General features: G+C 67.3%; 20 protein-coding genes. 10 read left to right on the top strand and 10 right to left on the bottom strand.

Annotated features, from left to right (window positions below; all coding sequences use genetic code 11):
• Positions 1–44 precede the first annotated feature (44 nt).
• From FFI87_RS23640 to FFI87_RS23625, 4 genes are all read right to left on the bottom strand, one after another.
• Positions 45–1,373, bottom strand: a complete 1,329-nt coding sequence (locus tag FFI87_RS23640) for an MFS transporter (RefSeq protein WP_138848825.1) — start codon at positions 1,371–1,373, stop codon at positions 45–47.
• Between the two features lie 233 nt (positions 1,374–1,606).
• Positions 1,607–2,539: a 3-keto-5-aminohexanoate cleavage protein gene (locus FFI87_RS23635; protein WP_138848826.1), complete on the bottom strand. Its 933-nt coding sequence runs from the start codon at positions 2,537–2,539 to the stop codon at positions 1,607–1,609.
• Positions 2,540–2,574: 35 nt separating this feature from the next.
• Entirely contained in the window at positions 2,575–3,372 is a 798-nt protein-coding gene (locus tag FFI87_RS23630) for an SDR family oxidoreductase (protein WP_012366020.1), read from the bottom strand.
• 73 nt (positions 3,373–3,445) lie between these two features.
• Positions 3,446–4,156 carry a GntR family transcriptional regulator gene (locus FFI87_RS23625; RefSeq protein ID WP_138848827.1) on the bottom strand — a complete coding sequence of 237 codons (711 nt, stop codon included), beginning with the start codon at positions 4,154–4,156 and terminating at the stop codon, positions 3,446–3,448.
• A gap of 325 nt (positions 4,157–4,481) precedes the next feature.
• On the opposite strand from FFI87_RS23625, the gene FFI87_RS23620 reads away from it, so the two are divergent.
• Both FFI87_RS23620 and FFI87_RS23615 read left to right on the top strand, forming a co-directional pair.
• Complete coding sequence (locus FFI87_RS23620; protein WP_324251717.1) at positions 4,482–4,796, top strand: helix-turn-helix transcriptional regulator; 315 nt, start codon at positions 4,482–4,484, stop codon at positions 4,794–4,796.
• Positions 4,789–6,048: a type II toxin-antitoxin system HipA family toxin gene (locus FFI87_RS23615; RefSeq protein WP_138848829.1), complete on the top strand. Its 1,260-nt coding sequence runs from the start codon at positions 4,789–4,791 to the stop codon at positions 6,046–6,048. The genes FFI87_RS23620 and FFI87_RS23615 overlap by 8 nt, the downstream gene beginning before the upstream one ends.
• A gap of 15 nt (positions 6,049–6,063) precedes the next feature.
• On the opposite strand, the gene FFI87_RS23610 is transcribed toward FFI87_RS23615, so the two are convergent.
• Both FFI87_RS23610 and FFI87_RS23605 read right to left on the bottom strand, forming a co-directional pair.
• Positions 6,064–7,482 (bottom strand): cytochrome-c peroxidase, encoded by a 1,419-nt coding sequence (locus FFI87_RS23610; protein ID WP_138848830.1) that lies wholly within the window; start codon positions 7,480–7,482, stop codon positions 6,064–6,066.
• A 118-nt stretch (positions 7,483–7,600) separates the two neighbouring features.
• Positions 7,601–9,259: a phospholipase C gene (locus FFI87_RS23605; protein WP_138848831.1), complete on the bottom strand. Its 1,659-nt coding sequence runs from the start codon at positions 9,257–9,259 to the stop codon at positions 7,601–7,603.
• A 373-nt stretch (positions 9,260–9,632) separates the two neighbouring features.
• Between FFI87_RS23605 and FFI87_RS23600 the strand changes: the two genes are divergently transcribed.
• Entirely contained in the window at positions 9,633–10,490 is an 858-nt protein-coding gene (locus FFI87_RS23600; protein ID WP_138848832.1) for an EamA family transporter, read from the top strand.
• Positions 10,491–10,535: 45 nt separating this feature from the next.
• Here FFI87_RS23600 and FFI87_RS23595 read toward each other — a convergent pair whose 3' ends face one another.
• Entirely contained in the window at positions 10,536–11,009 is a 474-nt protein-coding gene (locus FFI87_RS23595) for an Lrp/AsnC family transcriptional regulator (protein WP_006759289.1), read from the bottom strand.
• Between the two features lie 319 nt (positions 11,010–11,328).
• Between FFI87_RS23595 and FFI87_RS23585 the strand changes: the two genes are divergently transcribed.
• The 6 genes from FFI87_RS23585 (at position 11,329) to FFI87_RS23560 (ending at position 15,652) form a co-directional block, all read left to right on the top strand.
• On the top strand, positions 11,329–12,714 hold the full coding sequence (locus FFI87_RS23585; protein ID WP_012366026.1) for an amino acid permease: 1,386 nt from the start codon (positions 11,329–11,331) through the stop codon (positions 12,712–12,714).
• A 43-nt stretch (positions 12,715–12,757) separates the two neighbouring features.
• A complete protein-coding gene (locus tag FFI87_RS23580) occupies positions 12,758–13,960 on the top strand; it encodes an amino acid aminotransferase (RefSeq protein ID WP_138848834.1) in 1,203 nt (400 codons plus the stop codon).
• A 130-nt stretch (positions 13,961–14,090) separates the two neighbouring features.
• Positions 14,091–14,489 (top strand): DUF488 domain-containing protein, encoded by a 399-nt coding sequence (locus FFI87_RS23575; RefSeq protein WP_011658771.1) that lies wholly within the window; start codon positions 14,091–14,093, stop codon positions 14,487–14,489.
• A 117-nt stretch (positions 14,490–14,606) separates the two neighbouring features.
• Positions 14,607–14,900, top strand: coding sequence for a DUF1488 domain-containing protein (locus tag FFI87_RS23570; protein WP_011658772.1), 294 nt, complete (start codon positions 14,607–14,609; stop codon positions 14,898–14,900).
• A gap of 16 nt (positions 14,901–14,916) precedes the next feature.
• Positions 14,917–15,156: a hypothetical protein gene (locus FFI87_RS23565; RefSeq protein ID WP_006752669.1), complete on the top strand. Its 240-nt coding sequence runs from the start codon at positions 14,917–14,919 to the stop codon at positions 15,154–15,156.
• Positions 15,157–15,298: 142 nt separating this feature from the next.
• Positions 15,299–15,652, top strand: a complete 354-nt coding sequence (locus FFI87_RS23560) for a hypothetical protein (RefSeq protein ID WP_012366029.1) — start codon at positions 15,299–15,301, stop codon at positions 15,650–15,652.
• Between the two features lie 21 nt (positions 15,653–15,673).
• Here the strand turns inward: FFI87_RS23560 and FFI87_RS23555 are convergent, their stop codons facing one another.
• The 3 genes from FFI87_RS23555 to lhpI form a co-directional block, all read right to left on the bottom strand.
• A complete protein-coding gene (locus FFI87_RS23555) occupies positions 15,674–16,447 on the bottom strand; it encodes a helix-turn-helix domain-containing protein (RefSeq protein ID WP_138848835.1) in 774 nt (257 codons plus the stop codon).
• 17 nt (positions 16,448–16,464) lie between these two features.
• The gene (locus FFI87_RS23550; protein ID WP_012366031.1) at positions 16,465–16,872 is read right to left on the bottom strand and encodes a response regulator; all 408 of its coding nucleotides are present in this window, start codon (positions 16,870–16,872) and stop codon (positions 16,465–16,467) included.
• 179 nt (positions 16,873–17,051) lie between these two features.
• Complete coding sequence (gene lhpI / locus FFI87_RS23545) at positions 17,052–17,987, bottom strand: bifunctional Delta(1)-pyrroline-2-carboxylate/Delta(1)-piperideine-2-carboxylate reductase (protein ID WP_138848836.1); 936 nt, start codon at positions 17,985–17,987, stop codon at positions 17,052–17,054.
• Between the two features lie 261 nt (positions 17,988–18,248).
• Between lhpI and FFI87_RS23540 the strand changes: the two genes are divergently transcribed.
• The gene (locus FFI87_RS23540; protein WP_006755371.1) at positions 18,249–18,986 is read left to right on the top strand and encodes a FadR/GntR family transcriptional regulator; all 738 of its coding nucleotides are present in this window, start codon (positions 18,249–18,251) and stop codon (positions 18,984–18,986) included.
• Positions 18,987–19,007: the final 21 nt, after the last annotated feature.

Genomic DNA, 19,007 nt, shown 5'->3' with positions numbered 1-19,007 from the left:
GGGGGCGGCCCGCCACATCGCGCCGGCTCGAATCGAGCGCACGCTCAGCCTTGCGATCGCGCAGCGGGCCGCTCGTGCCCGTGGCGCAGCGCGAGACTCGCGAACGCGGCGACGACGAGCGCCGCGGTGAGCAGCGTCAGTCCGTTTTTCGCATTCCCGGTCGCTTGTTCGATCGCGCCGACGACAGTCGGGCCGACGAAGCCGCCGAGCAGGCCGCACGTGTTCACCAGACCGAGACCGCCGGCCAGCGCGCTGCCGGCGAGTCGCGACGCAGGAAACGTGAACACGATCGACTGCACGACGAAGAACATCGACGCGGCGACGCATACGCAGGCGAGGCCGGCCACCGCCGACGCCTGTGCGGCGCCCACCAATCCGGCCGCCATCACGATGAGGCCGACGCACAGGATCCGGCGCGAATGATGCGACTCGCGCGCGAAGCGCGGCAGGGTTGCGGCGCCGAGTGCGGCGGCGAGCCAGGGCAATGCGGTCAGCAACCCGACCGCGAACGGCGAAAAGTGCCCCGATGCGCCGATGATGCCCGGCAGGAAGAAGATCACCGTGTAGATCGTCAGTTGATGGCAGAAGTACACGAAGATCGCGAGCCAGATCTGCGGATCGCGCAGCGCGGCGCCGAACCGGTGGCCGCCGTGGGCGGCGACCCCGGCATCCTGTTCGGCTGCCAGCGCACGTTCGAGTGCGCGGCCGGTTTCGGGGGCGAGCCACGGCGCGCGGCTCGGGCGGTCCGGCAGGCGTGTCCACACGACGAAGGCGAGCAGGATCGCCGGAATCCCTTCGACGACGAACAGCCATTGCCAGCCGTGGAAGCCGAGCGTGCCGTCGAGTTCGATCAGCGCGCCGGCCAGCGGCCCGCCGACGATGTTCGCGATGCACACGCCGAGCAGGAAATAGCCGGTCGCCCGCGCACGCTCCTCGCGACCGAACCAGTACGTGAGGTACAGCATCACCCCCGGAAACAGTCCGGCTTCGGCGGCGCCGAGCAGCAGGCGCATTACGTAGAACGACGTCGGGCCGCCGACGAACGCCATCGCGACCGACAACGCGCCCCACGTGATCATGATCCGCGTGATCCAGAAGCGCGCGCCGACGCGATGCATGATCAGGTTGCTCGGGATCTCGAACAGCGCGTAGGTCAGGAAGAACAGGCCGGCACCGAGCCCGTAGGCCGCGGATGAAATGCCGAGATCGACGCCCATCGAGTGCTTCGCGAAGGCGATGTTGGTGCGGTCGAGGAAGCTAATGACGTAGGCGGCGATCAGCAGCGGCATGAGCTTGCGGAACAGCAGCCGGTTTAGCGACGCGCTTGCGTCGCCGGCCGCGGAAGGCAGGATCTGGACGTGTTGAGTGGACATGCGGACGACTCCGGTAAAGGCGAACGGGCGCACACGGCAAGCACGGCGCGCTGCGTTCGGCAGAGGCCGCTGCGTCGCGCGCAGCGGAGGGGCAGACGACGGAGCCGCGCCGGCGGCGCTCGGGCGGGAGCGGGGCGATCAAGGGCGTCCTGGCGCCGGCCGGCTCGGGCCGGCGCCTTGTCTCTGCGCTTGCGGGTCCTGGTGTTGGGCGGGTATCGGGCGCGGCCCGGCGGTCAGAACCGGACCGCGTCGCCACCCTTGAGATCGAGCATCGCGCGCGCCTCGGCCGGCGTCGCGATCTCCAGCGACAGCCCCTCGAGCACCTGCCGCATCTTCAGTACCTGTGCGGCGCTCGATTCGGCGAGCTGGCCGGGCGCGATCCACAGCGAGTCCTCGAGTCCGACCCGCACGCTCGCGCCCTGGGCGGCGCCGATCGTCGCGAGCGGAATCTGGTTGCGGCCCGCGCCGAGAATCGACCACACGTAGTCCTGGCCGAACAGGCGGTCTGCCGTGCGGCGCATGTGCATCAGGTCTTCAGGATGCGCGCCGATGCCGCCGAGCAGGCCGAACACGCTCTGCACGAAGAACGGCGGCTTCGCGAGCCCGCGGTCGACGAAGTGCGCCAGGTTGTACAGGTGCGAGATGTCGTAGCACTCGAACTCGAACCGCGTACCGTTCGCGCCGCAGCGCGTGAGGATCGTCTCGATGTCGGCGAACGTGTTCTTGAATACCAGATCGCGGCTCTTCTCGAGGTGTTCGCGTTCCCACGGATGCTTCAGTTCGCGAAAGCGCTCGAGCATCGGATAGAGTCCGAAGTTCATCGAACCCATGTTCAGCGATGCGATTTCGGGCTGGAAATGCAGCGCGGGCTGCAGCCGTTCGTCGACGGTCATGTGCGGGCTGCCGCCCGACGTGAGATTGATCACCGCGTCGGTCTGCGCCTTGATGCGCGGCAGAAATTCGGCGAACACGGTCGGGTCCTGCGTCGGCTTGCCGTCCGACGGGTTGCGGGCGTGCAGATGCAGGATCGCGGCGCCGGCCTGCGCGGCCGCGACGGCGGCCGTCTCGATCTGATGCGGCGTGACGGGCAGGTACGGCGACATCGACGGCGTGTGGATCGCGCCGGTCGGCGCGCAGGTGATGATGACTTTGCGAGCGTTTGCCACGAGAGGATTCCTTACGATGAGCGACGCAGGAGGCGTCAGAGCACTTCGACGTTGCCGCAGACGGAAATCGCCTGCCCGGTGATGCCGTGCCCGCCGGGCGAGCACAGAAACAGCGCGGTCGCGGCGATTTCGGCCGGATCCGTCATGCGTCGCAGCGAGATCTTCTCGAGATAGCGCTTCTCCATCTCGTCGTAGCCGATGCCGAGCTGCTGCGCGCGTGCTTCGATCACGCGGCGCATCCGCGGCCCGCGTACGATGCCGGGCTGGATTGCGTTCACGCGGATGCCGAGCGGCCCGAGCTCGATCGCGAGGCTTTTCACGAGACCGACGACGGCCCACTTGGTCGCCGCATAGGGCGTGCGGAACGCGTAGCCGAGCCGCCCCGCGACCGACGACAGCGCGATGATCGCGCCACCGTGCTTCGCGTCACGCAGGAGCGGCACCGCGCGCCGCGCGAACTGGAATTGCGCGTTCAGGTTGATCGCGATCGTTTGCTCCCACTGCACGGGATCGATTTCGTCGATGCCGCCCGTGGGGCCGGCAATGCCTGCGTTGTTGACGAGCACGTCGAGGCCGCCGAGCGTCGTCGCTATGTCCGCGAACACGCGCTCGACCGCGGCCGGATCGGATACGTCGGCCAGCGTCGCACTGATCGCGGCGCGCGACGGCCGGTCCGCCAGCGCCGCGATCGCGGCTTGCGACGCATCGCACACGTGGACGCGCGCACCGCATTCGGCGAACGCGTCGGCGATCTCGAGACCAATGCCCGACGCGCCGCCCGTCACGAGCACGCGCAGGCCGTCATAGGGTTTCAGCAGGTCGGAAGCTGTCATGCCGGGTTGTCTCCATCGTTGAAGTTATCGGGTGCGGCGCGCGTCGTGGGCTGCTTGCCGCGGAAGGTGGCCGCTACGGCTTCGCGTTCGCGCGCCGCGGCGTCTGCTCGGCGCGCAGCGTTTCGGCGAGATCGTGCGCGGCGCCGCCGATGTCGAGCGCGATGCCGGCACGTACGCCGGTGCCGTCGCGCCGTTCGAGCGCGTCGACGATCGCGCGGTGCGCATCCATCGAGCGCCGCATGTGCGGGATATCGAGCGCGACCATGTTGAGGAACGGCCCGACGCGCATCCACAGGTTCTCGACGATCGCGAGCGTGCTTTCGCTCGCGCCGTGCGCATAGATCGCGCTGTGGAACGCGAAATTGCTCTGCAGGTAGGCGCGCGAACGGCCGGCCTCGACCTGCGCCTGCATCGTTTCACAGGTCTTGCGCACGGCGGCGATCTGCGCGTCGGTCATCCGCGCGCACGCGCGTTCGGCGACGCATCCTTCGAGCGCGATCCGCACGTCGCGCAGTTCGTCGAGCATGTCGAGCGTCATCGGTGGCACGACGAGCGCGCGGTTCGGACCGTCGACCAGCGCGCGTTCGGCGCGCAGCCGCGTGAGCGCGGCGCGCACGGGCATCGTCGACGAGCCGACCGCCTCGGCGACGCTGCGCAGGCTCAGCGCCTGACCGGGCGCGAAACGGCCGCTCATCAGCGCTTCGCGCAGTTGCTGGTAGACCTTGTCGGCCATCGTTTCCGATTCGATGACTTTCAGTGCGGGCGGGACGATACGGGGTGCCAAGGCCGGGATTCTCCTGGGTTTGATCTGCGATCTGTGATCACACTTGAGATGTGCAAAGTGTTGTCGATGGGGCGGGTGGCGTCAAGGTGTTCGAAGTAGGGGAAAACGCGGGGCGCGAACGGCGTGTCGCCTGTGCCATCAAGAACGCGGCGCGATATGACGGGGCATCCGTCCATCAGGAGTTAATTCCGCTTCATTGGTGCTAGTGACGGTATATGCGCCTGTAACACCCAATATCAGGGAATTACAGTTCTTGGGCATGCTAACGCGTTAACTCTATAATATTGTGAGTTATGTGCCATATGGCGCCACAAGACACACTATGTTGGAATTAAGCTTTCGCAAGCCCGCTGAAATCGTCACACTCCTTTGCGAGCGGCTTCGCACGGAGCGATTGGCGTTGCAACTCACCCAGGCCGACGTGGCCGCGCGTGCCGGCGTCGGCGCCAATACCGTGTCCAACCTGGAAGCCGGACGCAATGTGAGCCTCGAAACGGTCATTCGTGTCGCCATGGTTCTTGGACGAAGCAAGGAACTCGAAGCGCTGTTCCTGCCGAAGCTCGATAGCCTGGACGATGTTCACCGGTATGAAAAGAGCGCCAAACGTCAGCGCGTCAAGAGGACGACGAGAAATGATTGAGCGGGTCGATGTCTACTACGACGGCTGGGGGGAGCACTGGCTGTGGGGATCGCTGGTCTCGACGACGGCCATCACGGGGCGCCCGTTGGTCGTATTCGAATATAGCGATGACGCACGCAAGAGAGGACTCGAGCTGTCGGCTTATGCACTCCCCGTGCATGGGAGCAGGCTGCGCAAGGATTTTCCGTCCCATCAGCTAGGGCTACCCGGGCCTGTCTACGACGCGCTGCCCGACGGGTGGGGCATGTTGCTGATGGATCGGTTGTTCAAACGCCGCGGCCTCAACGCGGCACGCATCGGGCCGCTGGAGCGTCTGGCTTACATTGGCAGCCATGCGATGGGAGCCATGTCGTTCGAACCCGTCGCGCCCGAGATCCAGGAGCCGCAGCCGAATATTCCTCTGGATCGGCTCGCGGCCGAGGTACAGGAAGTGCTCGATGGTGAAGGCGGAGCGTTCCTTCATCAGTTGCTGCAGGTCGGCGGTTCTCCGCAAGGCGCAAGGCCGAAGGCGCTGGTCTATCGCGATCCGCGCTCCGGCGTCTTTACCACGGCCGCCGCGGCCGGTTTTGAAGCGTGGCTGGTCAAGTTTCCGGCGCGGCAAGAGCATCCGGAGGTGTGCGCCATCGAGATGGTCTACGCCGAGTGCTTGCGCATGTGCGGCATCGAAACCCCCGACACATTGCATTTCGATTTGCCTGGCGGGATGGCGGCATTTGCGTCCAGGCGTTTCGATCGACGGGACGGTCTGCGCGTACCCATGCAAAGCGTTGCCGCGTTTACCGGTGCCGATTACAAAACGCCGGGTGCGCTGGATTACGTGAATTTCCTGCGTGCGACCCACATGTGCACCAACGACGTCCGGGAAAAGGCGCGGGCGTTCGAGCGGGCGGTCTTCAACGTCGCATTCAACAACCGGGACGATCATCCCAAGAACTTCGCGTACATCATGGCGCGATCCGGCGAGTGGAAGCTCGCGCCGGCTTATGACGTGACATTCTGCGAGGGACCGGGCGGTTATCACCAGATGGACGTCATGGGCGAGGCCCTGCAGATCGACCGAGCGGCCTTGCTCGGGCTGGCAAAGGAGGCGGAGATTTCCCCCGCGGGGGCCGGCGACATGATCGACCGAATGTGCTCGGTGGCCAGCCGATGGTCGGCCATTGCGACGCGCGACTATCAGCGGGCCATCACCGACGAGACCCTGATGCACATTCAGCGTCGGATCGACGAGAACGTTGCGCTGCTCCGCTAGTGCAACGGCGACTGCTCAGCGAGCCGGCTCGTCGGTCAGCGTGCCGAGAAACGCGACGATATCCTTGATGTCCTGCTCGGTCATCGCGGGCTTGTCGCCCGGCTTGCGGTCGAACGGCGCATCGGTCACGTCGACGTTCGCGCGGTACTGCGGCGGAATATCGTCGTACTCGTCGACCTTGCCGTCCGCGCCGCGCGAATAGAACTTCTGCGGCGAAATGCTGCGCTCGTTGTAGAACGCCATGACCTGGTCGAGCGTATGGAACACGCCGTTGTGGAAGAACACCTGGCGCGTCGCCGCGTTGCGCAGCGTCGGCGTGAGGAACATCCCGCAATACTGCGTCTGGTCCTTCAGGTCCTCGCGGAACGGCCCGCACACGCCGAGATCGTGGAACGCCGGGTTGCGGTTCTGCGCGAGCGCCCGGTTGCGCGGCGCGCCGAGCGCCTCGTACTGGTAGTCGGTAAACATCGGCGGCAGGCCGTCCTTGCCGGGCCTGGACAGATGGCAGCCCGCGCAATTCGCCTTGTCCGGATCGTTGAAGAGCCTCAGCCCGCGCAACTCGGCCCGCGTCAGGCGCGCGCGGCCCTCGAGCCAGCGATCGTACTTGCTGTTGTACGGATGGAACGACGGATCCTCGACCTGATACCGCGCGATCGCGAACATCGCCTCCGACACCAGAAGCTGCGGGCTGGAGAACACGCGCGCGCCGAACAACTGCTCGAACTGCGCGCGATGCGACGACTGCGCGAGCTTGCGCGCGACGTCGTCGACGCTCGCATTCGCCATCTCGACCGGATTCAGCAGCGGTCCGAACGCCTGCTGCTGCAGCGTATCGGCGCGGCCATCCCAGAACATCCCGCCCTGCGGCACGAGCTGCGGCGCGGCCGACGTGCCGGCCACCTTCTGCGCCTTGACGACGCCGGCTGCGGCTGCCGCCTGCTGGGCGACGCTCGGCGCGGCGTCGTTTTCGCCCGCATCGGGGCCGATGCTGAAATTCGGCTGGCGATACAGGTACATCAGCGACGGCGGCGGACGATAACCCTGCTGCGTCATCGCGAGGCCGCCCGGCTGCACGTCGAGCCCGTTCGGCGGCCCGTATGCATGGTCGGGGCTGTGGCACGACGCGCACGACTGCTTGCCGGAGGCCGACAGCGACGGATCGGCGAACAGTGCACGACCGAGCTGCGCGACCGCGGACAGCGGCTGCGCGGCCGGGCGCTGAAGCACGACCGGATGCGGATTCGTGCCCGTCCAGTCGGCGACGACGTCGCCGATCGCCGCCGGCGTGCGGGCCGGAAACGCGATCGCGAACGCGCCGTAGCCGAGCACGGCCGCGCCGAGCACGAACGCCGCGCGGCGCAGCATGCGGGCAGGGGAACGCGGCGCGGCGGCGCCGGATGCGTCGGGAGACGGGAACGCGGGACGAGCTGTCATGCTGGCGGTCGAAAGTCGGGCGCGGCGTAAAGGCGGCGCGTTGAATGGAAACGGCCGGCGCACGATGCGCCGGCCTGTTGCTGCTTGCTGCTAGCTGCTACCGGTCAGGCAATGCCGGTCAGATCGACGGCGCCGCGCTCAGCACGGTGCCTTGCGTCGGATCGAGATACAGCGGCGCCGTATTCGGCTTCGACGCGAAGTCGAACAGCCCGCGCAGGTCGCCCGCCGTCGCATCGAACGAACCGCCGCCGATGCGCTGGCCGCCGAGCCAGTTGTCCTCGATGAAGCGCACGACGGACGCCTGGTCGATCATCGTGTGGTCGACATAGTTCTGCTTCGCGTACGGCGAGATCACGACCAGCGGGATGCGCACACCCGGACCGCAGCGGCCGTTCACGCCGGTGGTGCCGCCCGAGCCGCATGCGCCGTTGCCGTTCACCTGGTCGACCGCATCGGACGACGCGTGGGTCGGCGCCGTGTACGCGTGGTCGTACCAGCCGTCGGAGTCGTCATAGGTGACGATCACGGCCGTGTTCTTCCAGTCGGGCTGCTGCTGCAGGAAGTTGACGACCTTCGTCACGAACGCCTGCTCGTCGAGCGGATCCGAGTAGCCCGCGTGCGCATCCTGCGCGGCCGGCGCCTTGAGGAAGCTGACCGACGGGAAGTTGCCGGCCTTCACGGCCGCGAAGAAGTCGTCGCTGTCGTACTGGTGGTTCGCCGGCTCGGCCGTCTTGCCGTCGGCCTGGACGCTCGAACCGATCGCCGCGACGCTGCTCGGCCTCGTGTGCTGCGGGTTCGCGGTCGACGCGTAGTACTGGAACCAGTTGTGGTGCGGGATGTAGTCGGCCGTCGCCGCGTTCACGGCGGTGGCGACCGTGCTGCGGTTACAGCCGGTCGTGCCGTTGCCGTTGGTCGTCGACAGGTTGAAGCCGCCCATGAAGCCGCCCCACGTGATCTTCGCGGCGTTCAGCAGGTCGCCGATGTTCTTGCCGCTCATCATCGCCTGGTCGGTCGTGCTCGAGCACACGTCGAAGCCGGGGTCGACGTCGTTGATCATCGTGAAGCCGCCCTGGCCGTCGTTGATGTAGTACGAGGTGGCGGCGAGCGTCGACGGCTGCTTCGACGTCTTGACGATCTGCATCCCGTTGGTCTGCCCCGACACGACGTTCAGCGCGCCCGGCGTCGACGGGCCGTAGACCGTCGTATACGCGTTGTCGCTCATCGCGAAGCGCTGCGCGTAGTTCCACAGCGCGGTGACGGTGTTGCCGTCGAAGTAGCCCATCACCTGACCCTTCGTGCCGAATGCGCCGGCGCCGCCGGACGAGCCCTTGCCGGTGTATTTCGGGAACAGGTCGGCGAGGCCGTTGTCCTCGGCCTGCTGCTCGGCCGTGTACGCGTGGTTCTGGTCGGCCGTCGCGGCCTGCGTGCGGTCGAGGCGGAAGGGGTTCGCGGCGTCGGTGCCGTTGGCCGTGTTCGTGAAGTTCGGGTTCGCGGTGAGCAGCGTGCCCGTCAGCCCGTTGATCGTCGGCGTGCCGGGCTTGGCGGTGAAGGCCGGTTCGCCGGACGGGTTCGACGCGTTCGGGTAGGTGCCGAAGTAGTGGTCGAACGACACGTTTTCGCCGTAGATCACGACGACGTGCTTGATCGGCGTGGCGGTCTGCAGCGCATCCTGCGACGACACCGCGGGCGTCGACGTCGGATCGTCGCTGCCGCCGCAGGCGAACAGCGCAAGCGCTGCGGCTGCACAGGCGGTGACGAGCAAGGCTTGACGGAACATCGGGAAACTCCAGGTGAGGTGGTCGATGGTGGAGAGCGGCCCCGTCGTCGTCTCGGTTCGGCGCGGGGCTCGTGATGGAGCACCGGCATTGAAACAGCCCGGTATGAAGATATGGGGGCGAAGCGGTTTCGCCAGGGTTGCGCCGCGGTATCGATTCCATTACGGCGCGACGCGGCGCGAAAGACAGTGGAAAGGCACGGGCCGATGCAACCGGCGCGACACATTCGGCGGCGGGCGCGGTCGTCGCCGTCTATGCCGCGCCGGGCGGGCCGCGAGGTCGTGCAGCGGCTTTTTTGACAATTCGGTGACACATTCATACGATGATCGGCCCCGGCAACGATTTCGCGTTGCCGGCCGTCAGCGAGTATTCAACGTGCCGATCCCCGTTCTGCTTGCCGTCCTGTGTGCCGCGTTCCTGCATGCGTCGTGGAATGCGCTCGTGCGCAGCAGCGGCGACCGGCTGCGCTCGGCCACGGTGCTGCAGATCGCGATCGGGCTGTTCGCGCTGCTGTTCCTGCCGGGCGCCGCGCCGATCACGCCCGCGAGCTGGGCCTGCGTCGTCGCGTCGGCGGTGCTTCACGTCGTCTATACGTTGCTGCTGGTGCGCGCGTACGAGCACGGCGACTTGAGCGTCGCGTATCCGGTCGCGCGCGGCACCGCGCCGCTGCTCGTCACGCTGGGCGCGGCAGTGTTCGCGGACGAGCGCCTGAACGTGGGCGCGCAATGCGGACTCGTGCTGATCTGCGCCGGCATTCTGGCGATCGGGCTCGAGCGCGGGCGGGGCGCGCCACACCGGATGGCGCCCGTGTTGCTTACCGCGTTCGCGACCGGCGTATCGATCGCCGCGTACAGCGTGGTCGACGGGATCGGCGTGCGGGAAAGCGGCAGCACGGTCGGCTATACGGGGTGGATGTTCGTGCTGACCGGGCTGCTCATGGCCGCGTATTACCGGCTGCGGGCGGGGCCGCTGCGGCTTACGCAGGATATCGGCGAGACGGCGAAGGCCGCGGGCGGCGGCGTGTTCGCGGCGCTCGCGTACGGGATCGTGATCTGGGCGATGGATCGCGCGCCGATGGGGCCGGTGTCGGCGCTGCGCGAAACGAGCGTGGTGTTCGCGGCGCTGATCGCGCGTGTGTATCTCGGCGAGCGGCTGACGCCGCGTCGCGCTGGCGGGTGTCTGGTGATTGCTTGCGGGGCGCTGTTGATCAGCGCGTTCGAGGCGGTACGGTGAGCACGACGGGCGGACCCGCTGCCCGCGGCAGCGCGCGGCCGCCGATCAACTTTCCAACGGCATCGCACTCGTGCACTTGATTTCATCGAGACACACGCTCGAATGCACGCCGCTCACGCCAGGAATGCGCATCAGCGTTTCGAGCAGGAACGTGGACAGCCCCTTCAGGTCATGCGCGACCACCTTCAGCACGTAATCGATATCGCCCGTCACCGAGAAACATTCCTGGATCTGCGCGAGATCCGACACGAGTTTCTGGAACTTCGACAGGTCGCGGATATGCCCGCGCTCCATCGTCACGTGCACGAACGCGGTGACGCCGAAGCCGAGCGTATCGGGGCACAGACGGGTCTCGTAGCGGCGGATCGCGCCGATTTCCTCGAGCCGGCGGTGGCGCCGCAGCGTCTGCGCGGGCGACAGGCCGACGGCCTTGGCCAGGTCGAGGTTCGACGCGCGGCCGTTCTCCTGCAATACCGACAGCAAGTGGCGATCGATGCGATCGAGAACCGGTTCAGGCATTTTTGTTTCCTCGTCTGTCTCCGGGGTGCAATTTTATCTCATAATGTAGGGTTTGCATGAGCGGGTTACGCAACCCGATTTCGCCGTCGCGACGCTAAACTGACGCCGGATTTTCGTGCGCGGCCGCGGCGACGCGGGCGAGGACGACGGTCGGCGGCCGGGCTGGCGGGCCTGCCGACGGGAATCGGGCGTCACCACGCGAAGATCGCAGTCCCCAACCCGGCGGCTCCACGAACGGCCGCCGGCACAGCAAAACAACGCCCGGCACACCGAGGCGTGCCGCACCGCTTCCGGCGGAGGCGGGCAACATGGAGAAGACATGGTTTCTGGAAACGAGAAGGACGGCCTGAAGCGGGGGCTGAAGAACCGGCACATCCAGCTGATCGCGCTCGGCGGCGCGCTCGGCACGGGGCTGTTCCTCGGCATCGCGCAGACGATCAAGATGGCCGGGCCGTCCGTGCTGCTCGGCTACGCAGTGGCCGGCGTCGTTGCGTTCTTCATCATGCGCCAGCTCGGCGAGATGGTCGTCGACGAGCCGGTGGCCGGCTCTTTCAGCTACTTCGCGGACAAATACGTCGGTCACTTCACCGGCTTCCTGTCCGGCTGGAACTACTGGGTGCTGTACATCCTCGTGAGCATGGCCGAGCTGTCGGCCGTCGGGATCTACGTGCAGTACTGGTGGCCCGGCGTGCCGACCTGGGTGTCCGCGCTGGTGTTCTTCGTCGCGATCAACCTGCTGAACCTGGCGAGCGTGAAGTCGTACGGCGAGACGGAATTCTGGTTCTCGATCATCAAGGTCGCCGCGATCGTCGGGATGATCGGCTTCGGCGGCTGGCTGCTCGCGAGCGGCCACGCGGGGCCGGAGGCGGGCATCGCGAACCTCTGGCAGCACGGCGGCTTCTTCCCGAACGGCGTGTCGGGGCTCGTGATGTCGATGGCGGCGATCATGTTCTCGTTCGGCGGGCTGGAGCTGATCGGCATCACCGCGGCCGAGGCCGACGATCCGAAGCACAGCATTCCGCGCGCGACCAACCAGGTGATCTACCGGATCCTGATTTTCTACATCGGCGCGCTGGCGGTGCTGCTGTCGCTGTATCCGTGGGAAAAGGTCGTCACCGGCGGCAGCCCGTTCGTGCTGATCTTCCATGCGCTGAGCAGCAACCTGGTCGCGAACGTGCTGAACGTGGTCGTGCTGACGGCCGCGCTGTCGGTCTACAACAGCGGCGTGTACAGCAACAGCCGGATGCTGTTCGGCCTCGCGAAGCAGGGCAATGCGCCGAAGGTGCTGTGCTCGGTGAACAAGCGCGGCATTCCGCTCGCCGCGCTCGGCGCGTCGGCGCTCGCGACCGGCGCGTGCGTGCTGGTCAACTACTTCATGCCGGGCAAGGCGTTCGAGGTGCTGATGGGCCTCGTCGTGTCGGCGCTGATCATCAACTGGGCGATGATCACGCTGATCCACCTGAAGTTCCGCCAGGCCAAGCGCATCGCCGGAGAGCAGACTTCGTTCCGCAGTCTGGGCTATCCTTTCACGAATTACCTGTGCCTGGTGTTCATGGCCGGCATTCTCGTCGTGATGTACCTGACGCCGGATCTCCGTCTGTCGGTGTACCTGATCCCCGTATGGCTCGCGGTGCTCGCGATCGGGTATCGCTTCCGTCAGAAGAATGCGGGCTACGCGATGCGCGACGGCGCGTCCGCGCGCTGACACGGGCACCACGACCATCCTTCCAGACGAGACCGACATAGCCATGTTCGAACACATCGACGCGTACCCGGGCGATCCGATCCTGACGCTCAACGAGAACTTCCAGAAAGATCCGCGCGATCAGAAGGTCAACCTGAGCATCGGCATCTATTTCGATGCCGAAGGCCGGATTCCCGTGATGGGTGCCGTGCGCGAAGCCGAAACCGCGCTGCAGCGCGACCTCGGCCCGAAACCCTACCTGCCGATGGTCGGCCTCGCCGCGTACCGCGACGCCGTGCAGGCGCTCGTGTTCGGCGCCGATCACCCGGCGCGTGCGGCCGGCCGCATCGCGACCGTGCAGACGCTCGGCGGCTCCGGCGCGCTGAAGGTGGGCGCCGATTTCCTGAAGCGCTACTTCCCGGACGCTCAGGTGTGGCTCAGCGATCCGAGCTGGGAAAACCACCGCTTCATCTTCGAGCGCGCCGGCTTCACGGTGAACACGTACCCGTACTACGACGAAGCGACGGGCGGCCTGAAGTTCGACGCGATGCTCGCGGCGATCGACGCGCTGCCGGCGCGCAGCATCGTGCTGCTGCACGCGTGCTGCCATAACCCGACCGGCGTCGATCTCGACGAAGGCCAGTGGGAGAAGCTGATCGACGTGATCGAAGCGCGCGGGCTGCTGCCGTTCGTCGACATGGCGTATCAGGGCTTCGGCGCGGGCCTCGACGCGGATGCGTTCGCTGTGCGCGAACTGGCCCGCCGCGGCGTGCCGGCGCTCGTCGCGAACTCGTTCTCGAAGAATTTCTCGCTGTACGGCGAGCGCGTCGGCGGCCTGAGCGTCGTCTGCGAGGATGCGGCCGCGGCCGAGCGCGTGCTGGGCCAGCTGGCCGGCGCGGTGCGCTCGAACTACAGCAACCCGCAAACCTACGGCGCGAAGGTCGTGGCGACGGTGCTCAGCACGCCGGCGCTGCGCCAGCAGTGGGAAGAAGAGCTCGCGGCGATGTGCCGCCGCATCGCGCGGATGCGCCAGTCGATCCACGACGGCCTGCGCGACCACGTCGGCGGCGAAGCGCTCACGCGCTACGTGAAGCAGCGCGGGATGTTCACGTACACGGGCCTGACCGAAGCCCAGGTCGACGCGCTGCGCGAAGTGCACGGCGTGTACATCCTGCGTTCGGGCCGCATGTGCGTCGCGGGCTTGAACGATTCGAACGTCGGCATCGTCGCGGAAGCGATCGGCAAGGTGCTGAAGAGCGGCGTCTGACCGCACGCCTTCGGGCGCCCGATCGTTTCGCCGAAACCGGCTGCCTCCTTCGTGGAGTCAGCCGGTTTTTTGTTGCGCGGCGGCGGCGCGGCGCTACGATGGAAGCTCGAACGCAGGACGAAGGAGCGGCATGGCAATTCGAATCGTACGGCTCGGCACGCCGCGCGCGGCCGGCGAGGGCCTGAGGATCGGCACGGTGCGGCGACCGCCGCGCGGCGTACCCAAGGCGGAATTCGCATCGCGCAACTACTATGATGTATGGTTGCCGACGCTGTCGCCGAGTCCCGAGCTCGTCGCGCAGGCGCTGGCGGCCGAAACCGACGCCGAATGGCGCGCGTTCACGCGCCGCTTTCGCGCGGAAATGGCGCATGGCGACGCGCCGAAGGTGCTGGACCTGCTGGCCGCGCTGTCGGCGACGAGCGCGTTCTCGATCGGCTGCTACTGCGAGGACGAACGCCGCTGCCATCGCGGCGTGCTGCGCGAACTGCTGGCCGAGCGCGGTGCGGCAATCGACGCGGACGCGGGCTGAACGCCGCTCCACGCCAAGCGAAGGGCGCCGCATCGTGCGGCGCAGCGAAGCCGTTGACGTGGGTCAAGCGTGCGGCCGTGCAGGCGGCTATGCTCATGTCATGGGATCGTCACGACGATGACAGGCGGACAGATGCAGATTGCCTTTCCACCGGAACCGCCCGAATATTGCGGACGCGATCTGGTTGTCGCATTTTCGGCGCTGGTCGATGGTCGCTGTGTGCAGTGCGCGATCACGGCCGAAGCGCTGGAAGATCATTTCGGCGCGCCGTCGCTGCTCGAGCGGGATCTGCTTGCTGCGTTCGAAGCGCATCGGTCGGCGATCGATGCGATGGCACGACGGATGCTCGAAGAAATCGGCGGACGGCCGGTGCTGCTGCATAGCGGTCATTTCCGGCTCGAGGACGACTGATCCCGCAGGAGGGCGCATGACACTGCAAGGTACGATTCATGAACGCGACTGGTCGGTCGAGATCGAGACGCGACCGTGCGAATCCGGCGAGTTCCGCTGTCGTGTGTCCGTCGAGCATGGCACGGGGGCGGCGCGTTTTCATCACACGTTCGAACACAGTCACGCGTATCCGACCGAGCACGAGGCGGCGATCGAAGGGCTGCGGGCCGGGATGACGTGGATCGAAATGAAGGCGTCGCAGACATTCAGCGTATGAATTCTCTCGCGCCGATGGTTGCGCGCAGGTGGGGCTGCCACGGGCAGTGAACGCCGCGTCGGTCATCGCGCCGCGTACGGGACAGGGATACACAGTGACAGGTACGCGGTCGACGGGCACCGATCTCGTCAGGAGGCGCCCCATGGGCGTGGGCATGCAGATCGTCTGCGTCGGATTCACGGGGTACGCCGCACTCGAAGCCGAGGCGGGGGCGCAACTGGTGCGGCTCGAACGATTCCGCGCACGGCTCGCCGATTGCCGGCTGACGATCGAGTCGCGCACGAGCGATGACGGCGACCGGACCTACGACGTGCGGCTCGAACTGCTGATGCGCGATCGCGCGCCGGCATCGCTGCCGTCGAGCACCGGCCACGACGTGAACGACACGATGCGCCGCGCGTTCGCGCATGCCGAACAGGCGCTGTCCGCGTGGCACGCGGACGAATCCGAAGCCGTTGCGTTACGTCAGGTCAAGACGGGTGCCGCCGCGCAATGATGCCGGCCGCACGCGCTGCCGTCAGACCTGGGCGAGCGCCTGCGCGTCGATGATCCGCACGCGCTTGCCGCGCGTTTCGACGAGCGACTCCCGATGGAACCGCGAGAACATCCGGCTCACCGTCTCGAGCTTCATGCCGAGATAGCAGCCGATTTCCTCGCGCGTCATCCGCAGGTTGAATTCCGATGCCGAATAACCGCGCGCCTCGAAGCGCGACGACAGGTTCAGCAGGAAATGCGCGACGCGCTGCTCGGCCGACATCGTGCCGAGCAGCAGCATCTGGCTCGATTCGCGGACGATCTCGCTGCTCAGCATCTGATAGAGAAAATGCTGCATCGATTTCATTTCGCGGCACGCCGCTTCGAGCGCGACGAACGGGATGATGCACACGACGCTGTCCTCGAGCGCGATCGCGTCGCAACAGTGCCGGCCGCTGCCGATGCCGTCCATGCCGAGCGTTTCGCCGGCGATCTGGAAGCCGTTCACGTGCTCGCGGCCGTCGCGATGCATCATCACCGTCTTGAACGAGCCCGCGCGCACCGCATAGATGCTCTGGAACGGGTCGTCGGTACGGAACAGCGAGTCACCCTGGCGAACGTGCCGGGTCGAGCAGATGATCGCGTCGAGGCGGCCGTATTCGTCCGCGGTCAGATCGGGCGGCAGGCACATCGAGCGCATCGCGCAGACGGAGCAGCGCGCGGCCGGATGTTTGGCGGTATCGGCGCGTGCGACCGCGTGAAGCGGCATCGGTGGCCGAGCCGCGACGGGCGGGGCGGTGGCGAAGGCGGTAGACATGAATCACTCCGGCTCGATCAGGGGCGGTGCGCGCGAGCGCGCACCAGGGATTCGATGACGCGGCATGCGGCGTCGAATTCGGCGGTCTTGTCGAAGAAATAATCGGCTCCGGCCGCCGCGCATGCCTCTCTGAATGCAAGCGCCGAGTGGTTCGTCAGCACGATCGTGACGACGGGCGGCGCGGCCTTCGACAGCATCCCGATCAGCTCGAGACCGCTGCCGTCCGCGAGCCGCAGGTCGACGATCACGACGTCCGCGCGGCTGCTGCGGATGTGCGTCCACGCGTCCTGGCCGTCCTCCGCTTCGCCGACGACCACGACGCCGCCGATCGCGCCGACGAGCAGCGCGATGCGTTGCCGCACGGCGACGGCGTGATCGACGAGGAACACCCTGAGCGCGACGGCGGGTGACAGGCTGGCATTCATGCCCGCAGTATCGTGGTGCGCCGCCGAAAATGAAATCGGCCGAATTGGAAGTTTGTGTAGGCCGCTTCGACGCGTTGTAGGGCGATTCCTACAAGCGTGGGCGAAAGCGGCGGCGGCGCGCGGGGCGGGCCGCCAGCCGTGGGGCGCGCAGGCGGATGTCGGCCGTCGCCGCCGTGGAATCAGCCGCCCAGGCGCGCGTCCAGCGCATCGCGTGCCGTGCGGCACGCGGCCAGATCCCATGCGGCACATCCGACGGTCTTGAACAGCAGCGGTCCGCTCCGCTCGAATGCGCCGCGCAGGACGTCGGCGAGCGACGCGACTTGTTGCCAGTCGACCTGCGCGACGATCAGGTCGCCGGCCTCGTGGCGCGCGCCGGCCGGGTCGTCGACGACGAGCCGGCTGTGGCGCACGGTGTCGGCGTCGATCTCGGCGGCGTCCGCGGTGAACGCGCCGACGCCGACCACGAGGCGGCCTTCGCGCGCCGCTTCGCGATAGACGGGCGTGCGGCTCGTCGTCAGCGTGACCACGACATCGATCGCATCGGGAATCGCGTCGCCGTCGAGCGGCGCGAGCCGCGGCGCCTGCGCGCGGTGCGCGGCGCAGAACGCGGCCGCGCTGTCGGCGCGCGAGCCGCGCACATGCAGGCGGGTGTCCGGAAAGATCGCCGCCAGCGCTTCCGCGTGATTGGCCGCCTGCTTGCCGGTGCCGATCAGCAGGATGTCGCGCGGCGCGGCGCCGTGCAGCGCCTGGATGCCGAGCGCGGTGATGGCCGCCGTGCGGCGCCCGGTGACGGTCGGGCCGTCGAGCACGAAGCGCATCTCGCCCGTCGTCGCGTCGTACGCGCTCACCTGGCCGAGGATCGTCGGGAGGCCGCGCGCGGCGTTGCCGGGGCACACGTTCACGAGCTTGTGGCTCGCGAGGTCGCGCGCGCTCGACGGCATCGACAGCATCACGCCGCCACCCTGCAGCGGCACGACGAGCCGTTCGGGGCTGACGATCTCGCCCGCCGCGTATTCGGCGACGGTGTGCGTGAGCGTGGCGAGCAGCGCCGGGTAGTCGAGTAGCGCGGCCGTTTCGGCGGTATCGAAAGCGGGAATCCGGGAGAGGGCGGTCATCGTGTCGGTCGGTTGGATCGGTGAGCGTGGACGACGGGCGCATCGCGCGCTCGCCACGAAAGCTGCCGGAAATAGCCACGGCAGGCGGTCTGGATCAAATCTATACCAGTTGATGGCCGCCTTGCAATCCGTAAAATCAGGCAGATTACCGATTTTGGTTCTAATATCCGTCCAGATGGGCCGTCGCACGTGCCGGCCCGCTGCGCTGCGGTATCGTGCGCCCCATTCCCGAACCACGCCCCGACCTGGCAGGAGCCCCAGATGATGTCCGCGCGTCCCGAATCCCTTGAAGCCGGTTTCCGGCCGCTGCAGATCTACGAGCAGGTCGCCGAGAAGATCCGCGACGAGATCCGCGCGGGGCGCTATCCGGCCGATTCGAGGCTGCCGTCCGAGCGCGAACTCGCGGCACTGTTCCAGGTCGGCCGGCCGGCGGTGCGCGAGGCGCTCGGCGCGTTGCAGAACGAAGGGCTGGTGTTCACGAAGCGCAATTCGGGCACCTACGTCGTGCCGGCACCGCTCGACGTGCTCGCGCAGCGCGGCGACACGCGCAGCGCGCCGGATGCCGACTTCAGCCCGACGTCGACGCTCGACGTGCGGCTCATCCTCGAGCCCGCGATCGCGCGTCTCGCGGCCGCGCATGGCCGGGCCGATCCAATCGCCGAAGGCTATCTCGCGCAGATGGAAACCATCACCGATGTCGACGACCCGCGGCAGCGCGCGCTGTGGAACGAGAGCGACCGGCTGTTCCACCGGCAGCTCGCGCTGATGACCGGCGATGCGCTGATCGTGAAGATCGCCGACGAAGTCGCGAAGACGATGGACCAGCCGCTGTGGAAACGGTTGAAGGACGACGGCATCTACGACGCGGGCCGGATCCGGCTCTATGTGTCCGAGCACCGGCTGATCTACGAGGCGATCGTGTCCGGCGACGCCGACGCGGCCGCGTTCTACGTCGAGCAGCACATTCTCCGCGTGCGGCGCGACATCACGCCGAAGTAACGCACGCCGCGGCATTCTGGT

Source organism: Burkholderia sp. KBS0801, assembly GCF_005937855.2.
Taxonomy (GTDB): domain Bacteria; phylum Pseudomonadota; class Gammaproteobacteria; order Burkholderiales; family Burkholderiaceae; genus Burkholderia; species Burkholderia ambifaria.
The sequence above is the reverse complement of the archived record's forward strand: the minus strand, read 5'-3'. Positions and strand labels throughout refer to the sequence as shown.

What these genes read in the sequence shown, in the direction of transcription:
- FFI87_RS23640 (WP_138848825.1), bottom strand. Translation starts at nt 1,373, where the DNA reads ATGTCCACTCAACACGTCCAGATCCTGCCTTCCGCGGCCGGCGACGCA.
- FFI87_RS23630 (WP_012366020.1), bottom strand. Translation starts at nt 3,372, where the DNA reads ATGACAGCTTCCGACCTGCTGAAACCCTATGACGGCCTGCGCGTGCTC.
- FFI87_RS23615 (WP_138848829.1), top strand. Translation starts at nt 4,789, where the DNA reads ATGATTGAGCGGGTCGATGTCTACTACGACGGCTGGGGGGAGCACTGG.
- FFI87_RS23610 (WP_138848830.1), bottom strand. Translation starts at nt 7,482, where the DNA reads ATGACAGCTCGTCCCGCGTTCCCGTCTCCCGACGCATCCGGCGCCGCC.
- FFI87_RS23605 (WP_138848831.1), bottom strand. Translation starts at nt 9,259, where the DNA reads ATGTTCCGTCAAGCCTTGCTCGTCACCGCCTGTGCAGCCGCAGCGCTT.
- FFI87_RS23595 (WP_006759289.1), bottom strand. Translation starts at nt 11,009, where the DNA reads ATGCCTGAACCGGTTCTCGATCGCATCGATCGCCACTTGCTGTCGGTA.
- FFI87_RS23585 (WP_012366026.1), top strand. Translation starts at nt 11,329, where the DNA reads ATGGTTTCTGGAAACGAGAAGGACGGCCTGAAGCGGGGGCTGAAGAAC.
- FFI87_RS23580 (WP_138848834.1), top strand. Translation starts at nt 12,758, where the DNA reads ATGTTCGAACACATCGACGCGTACCCGGGCGATCCGATCCTGACGCTC.
- FFI87_RS23575 (WP_011658771.1), top strand. Translation starts at nt 14,091, where the DNA reads ATGGCAATTCGAATCGTACGGCTCGGCACGCCGCGCGCGGCCGGCGAG.
- FFI87_RS23570 (WP_011658772.1), top strand. Translation starts at nt 14,607, where the DNA reads ATGACAGGCGGACAGATGCAGATTGCCTTTCCACCGGAACCGCCCGAA.
- FFI87_RS23565 (WP_006752669.1), top strand. Translation starts at nt 14,917, where the DNA reads ATGACACTGCAAGGTACGATTCATGAACGCGACTGGTCGGTCGAGATC.
- FFI87_RS23560 (WP_012366029.1), top strand. Translation starts at nt 15,299, where the DNA reads ATGGGCGTGGGCATGCAGATCGTCTGCGTCGGATTCACGGGGTACGCC.
- FFI87_RS23555 (WP_138848835.1), bottom strand. Translation starts at nt 16,447, where the DNA reads ATGTCTACCGCCTTCGCCACCGCCCCGCCCGTCGCGGCTCGGCCACCG.
- FFI87_RS23550 (WP_012366031.1), bottom strand. Translation starts at nt 16,872, where the DNA reads ATGAATGCCAGCCTGTCACCCGCCGTCGCGCTCAGGGTGTTCCTCGTC.
- lhpI (WP_138848836.1), bottom strand. Translation starts at nt 17,987, where the DNA reads ATGACCGCCCTCTCCCGGATTCCCGCTTTCGATACCGCCGAAACGGCC.
- FFI87_RS23540 (WP_006755371.1), top strand. Translation starts at nt 18,249, where the DNA reads ATGATGTCCGCGCGTCCCGAATCCCTTGAAGCCGGTTTCCGGCCGCTG.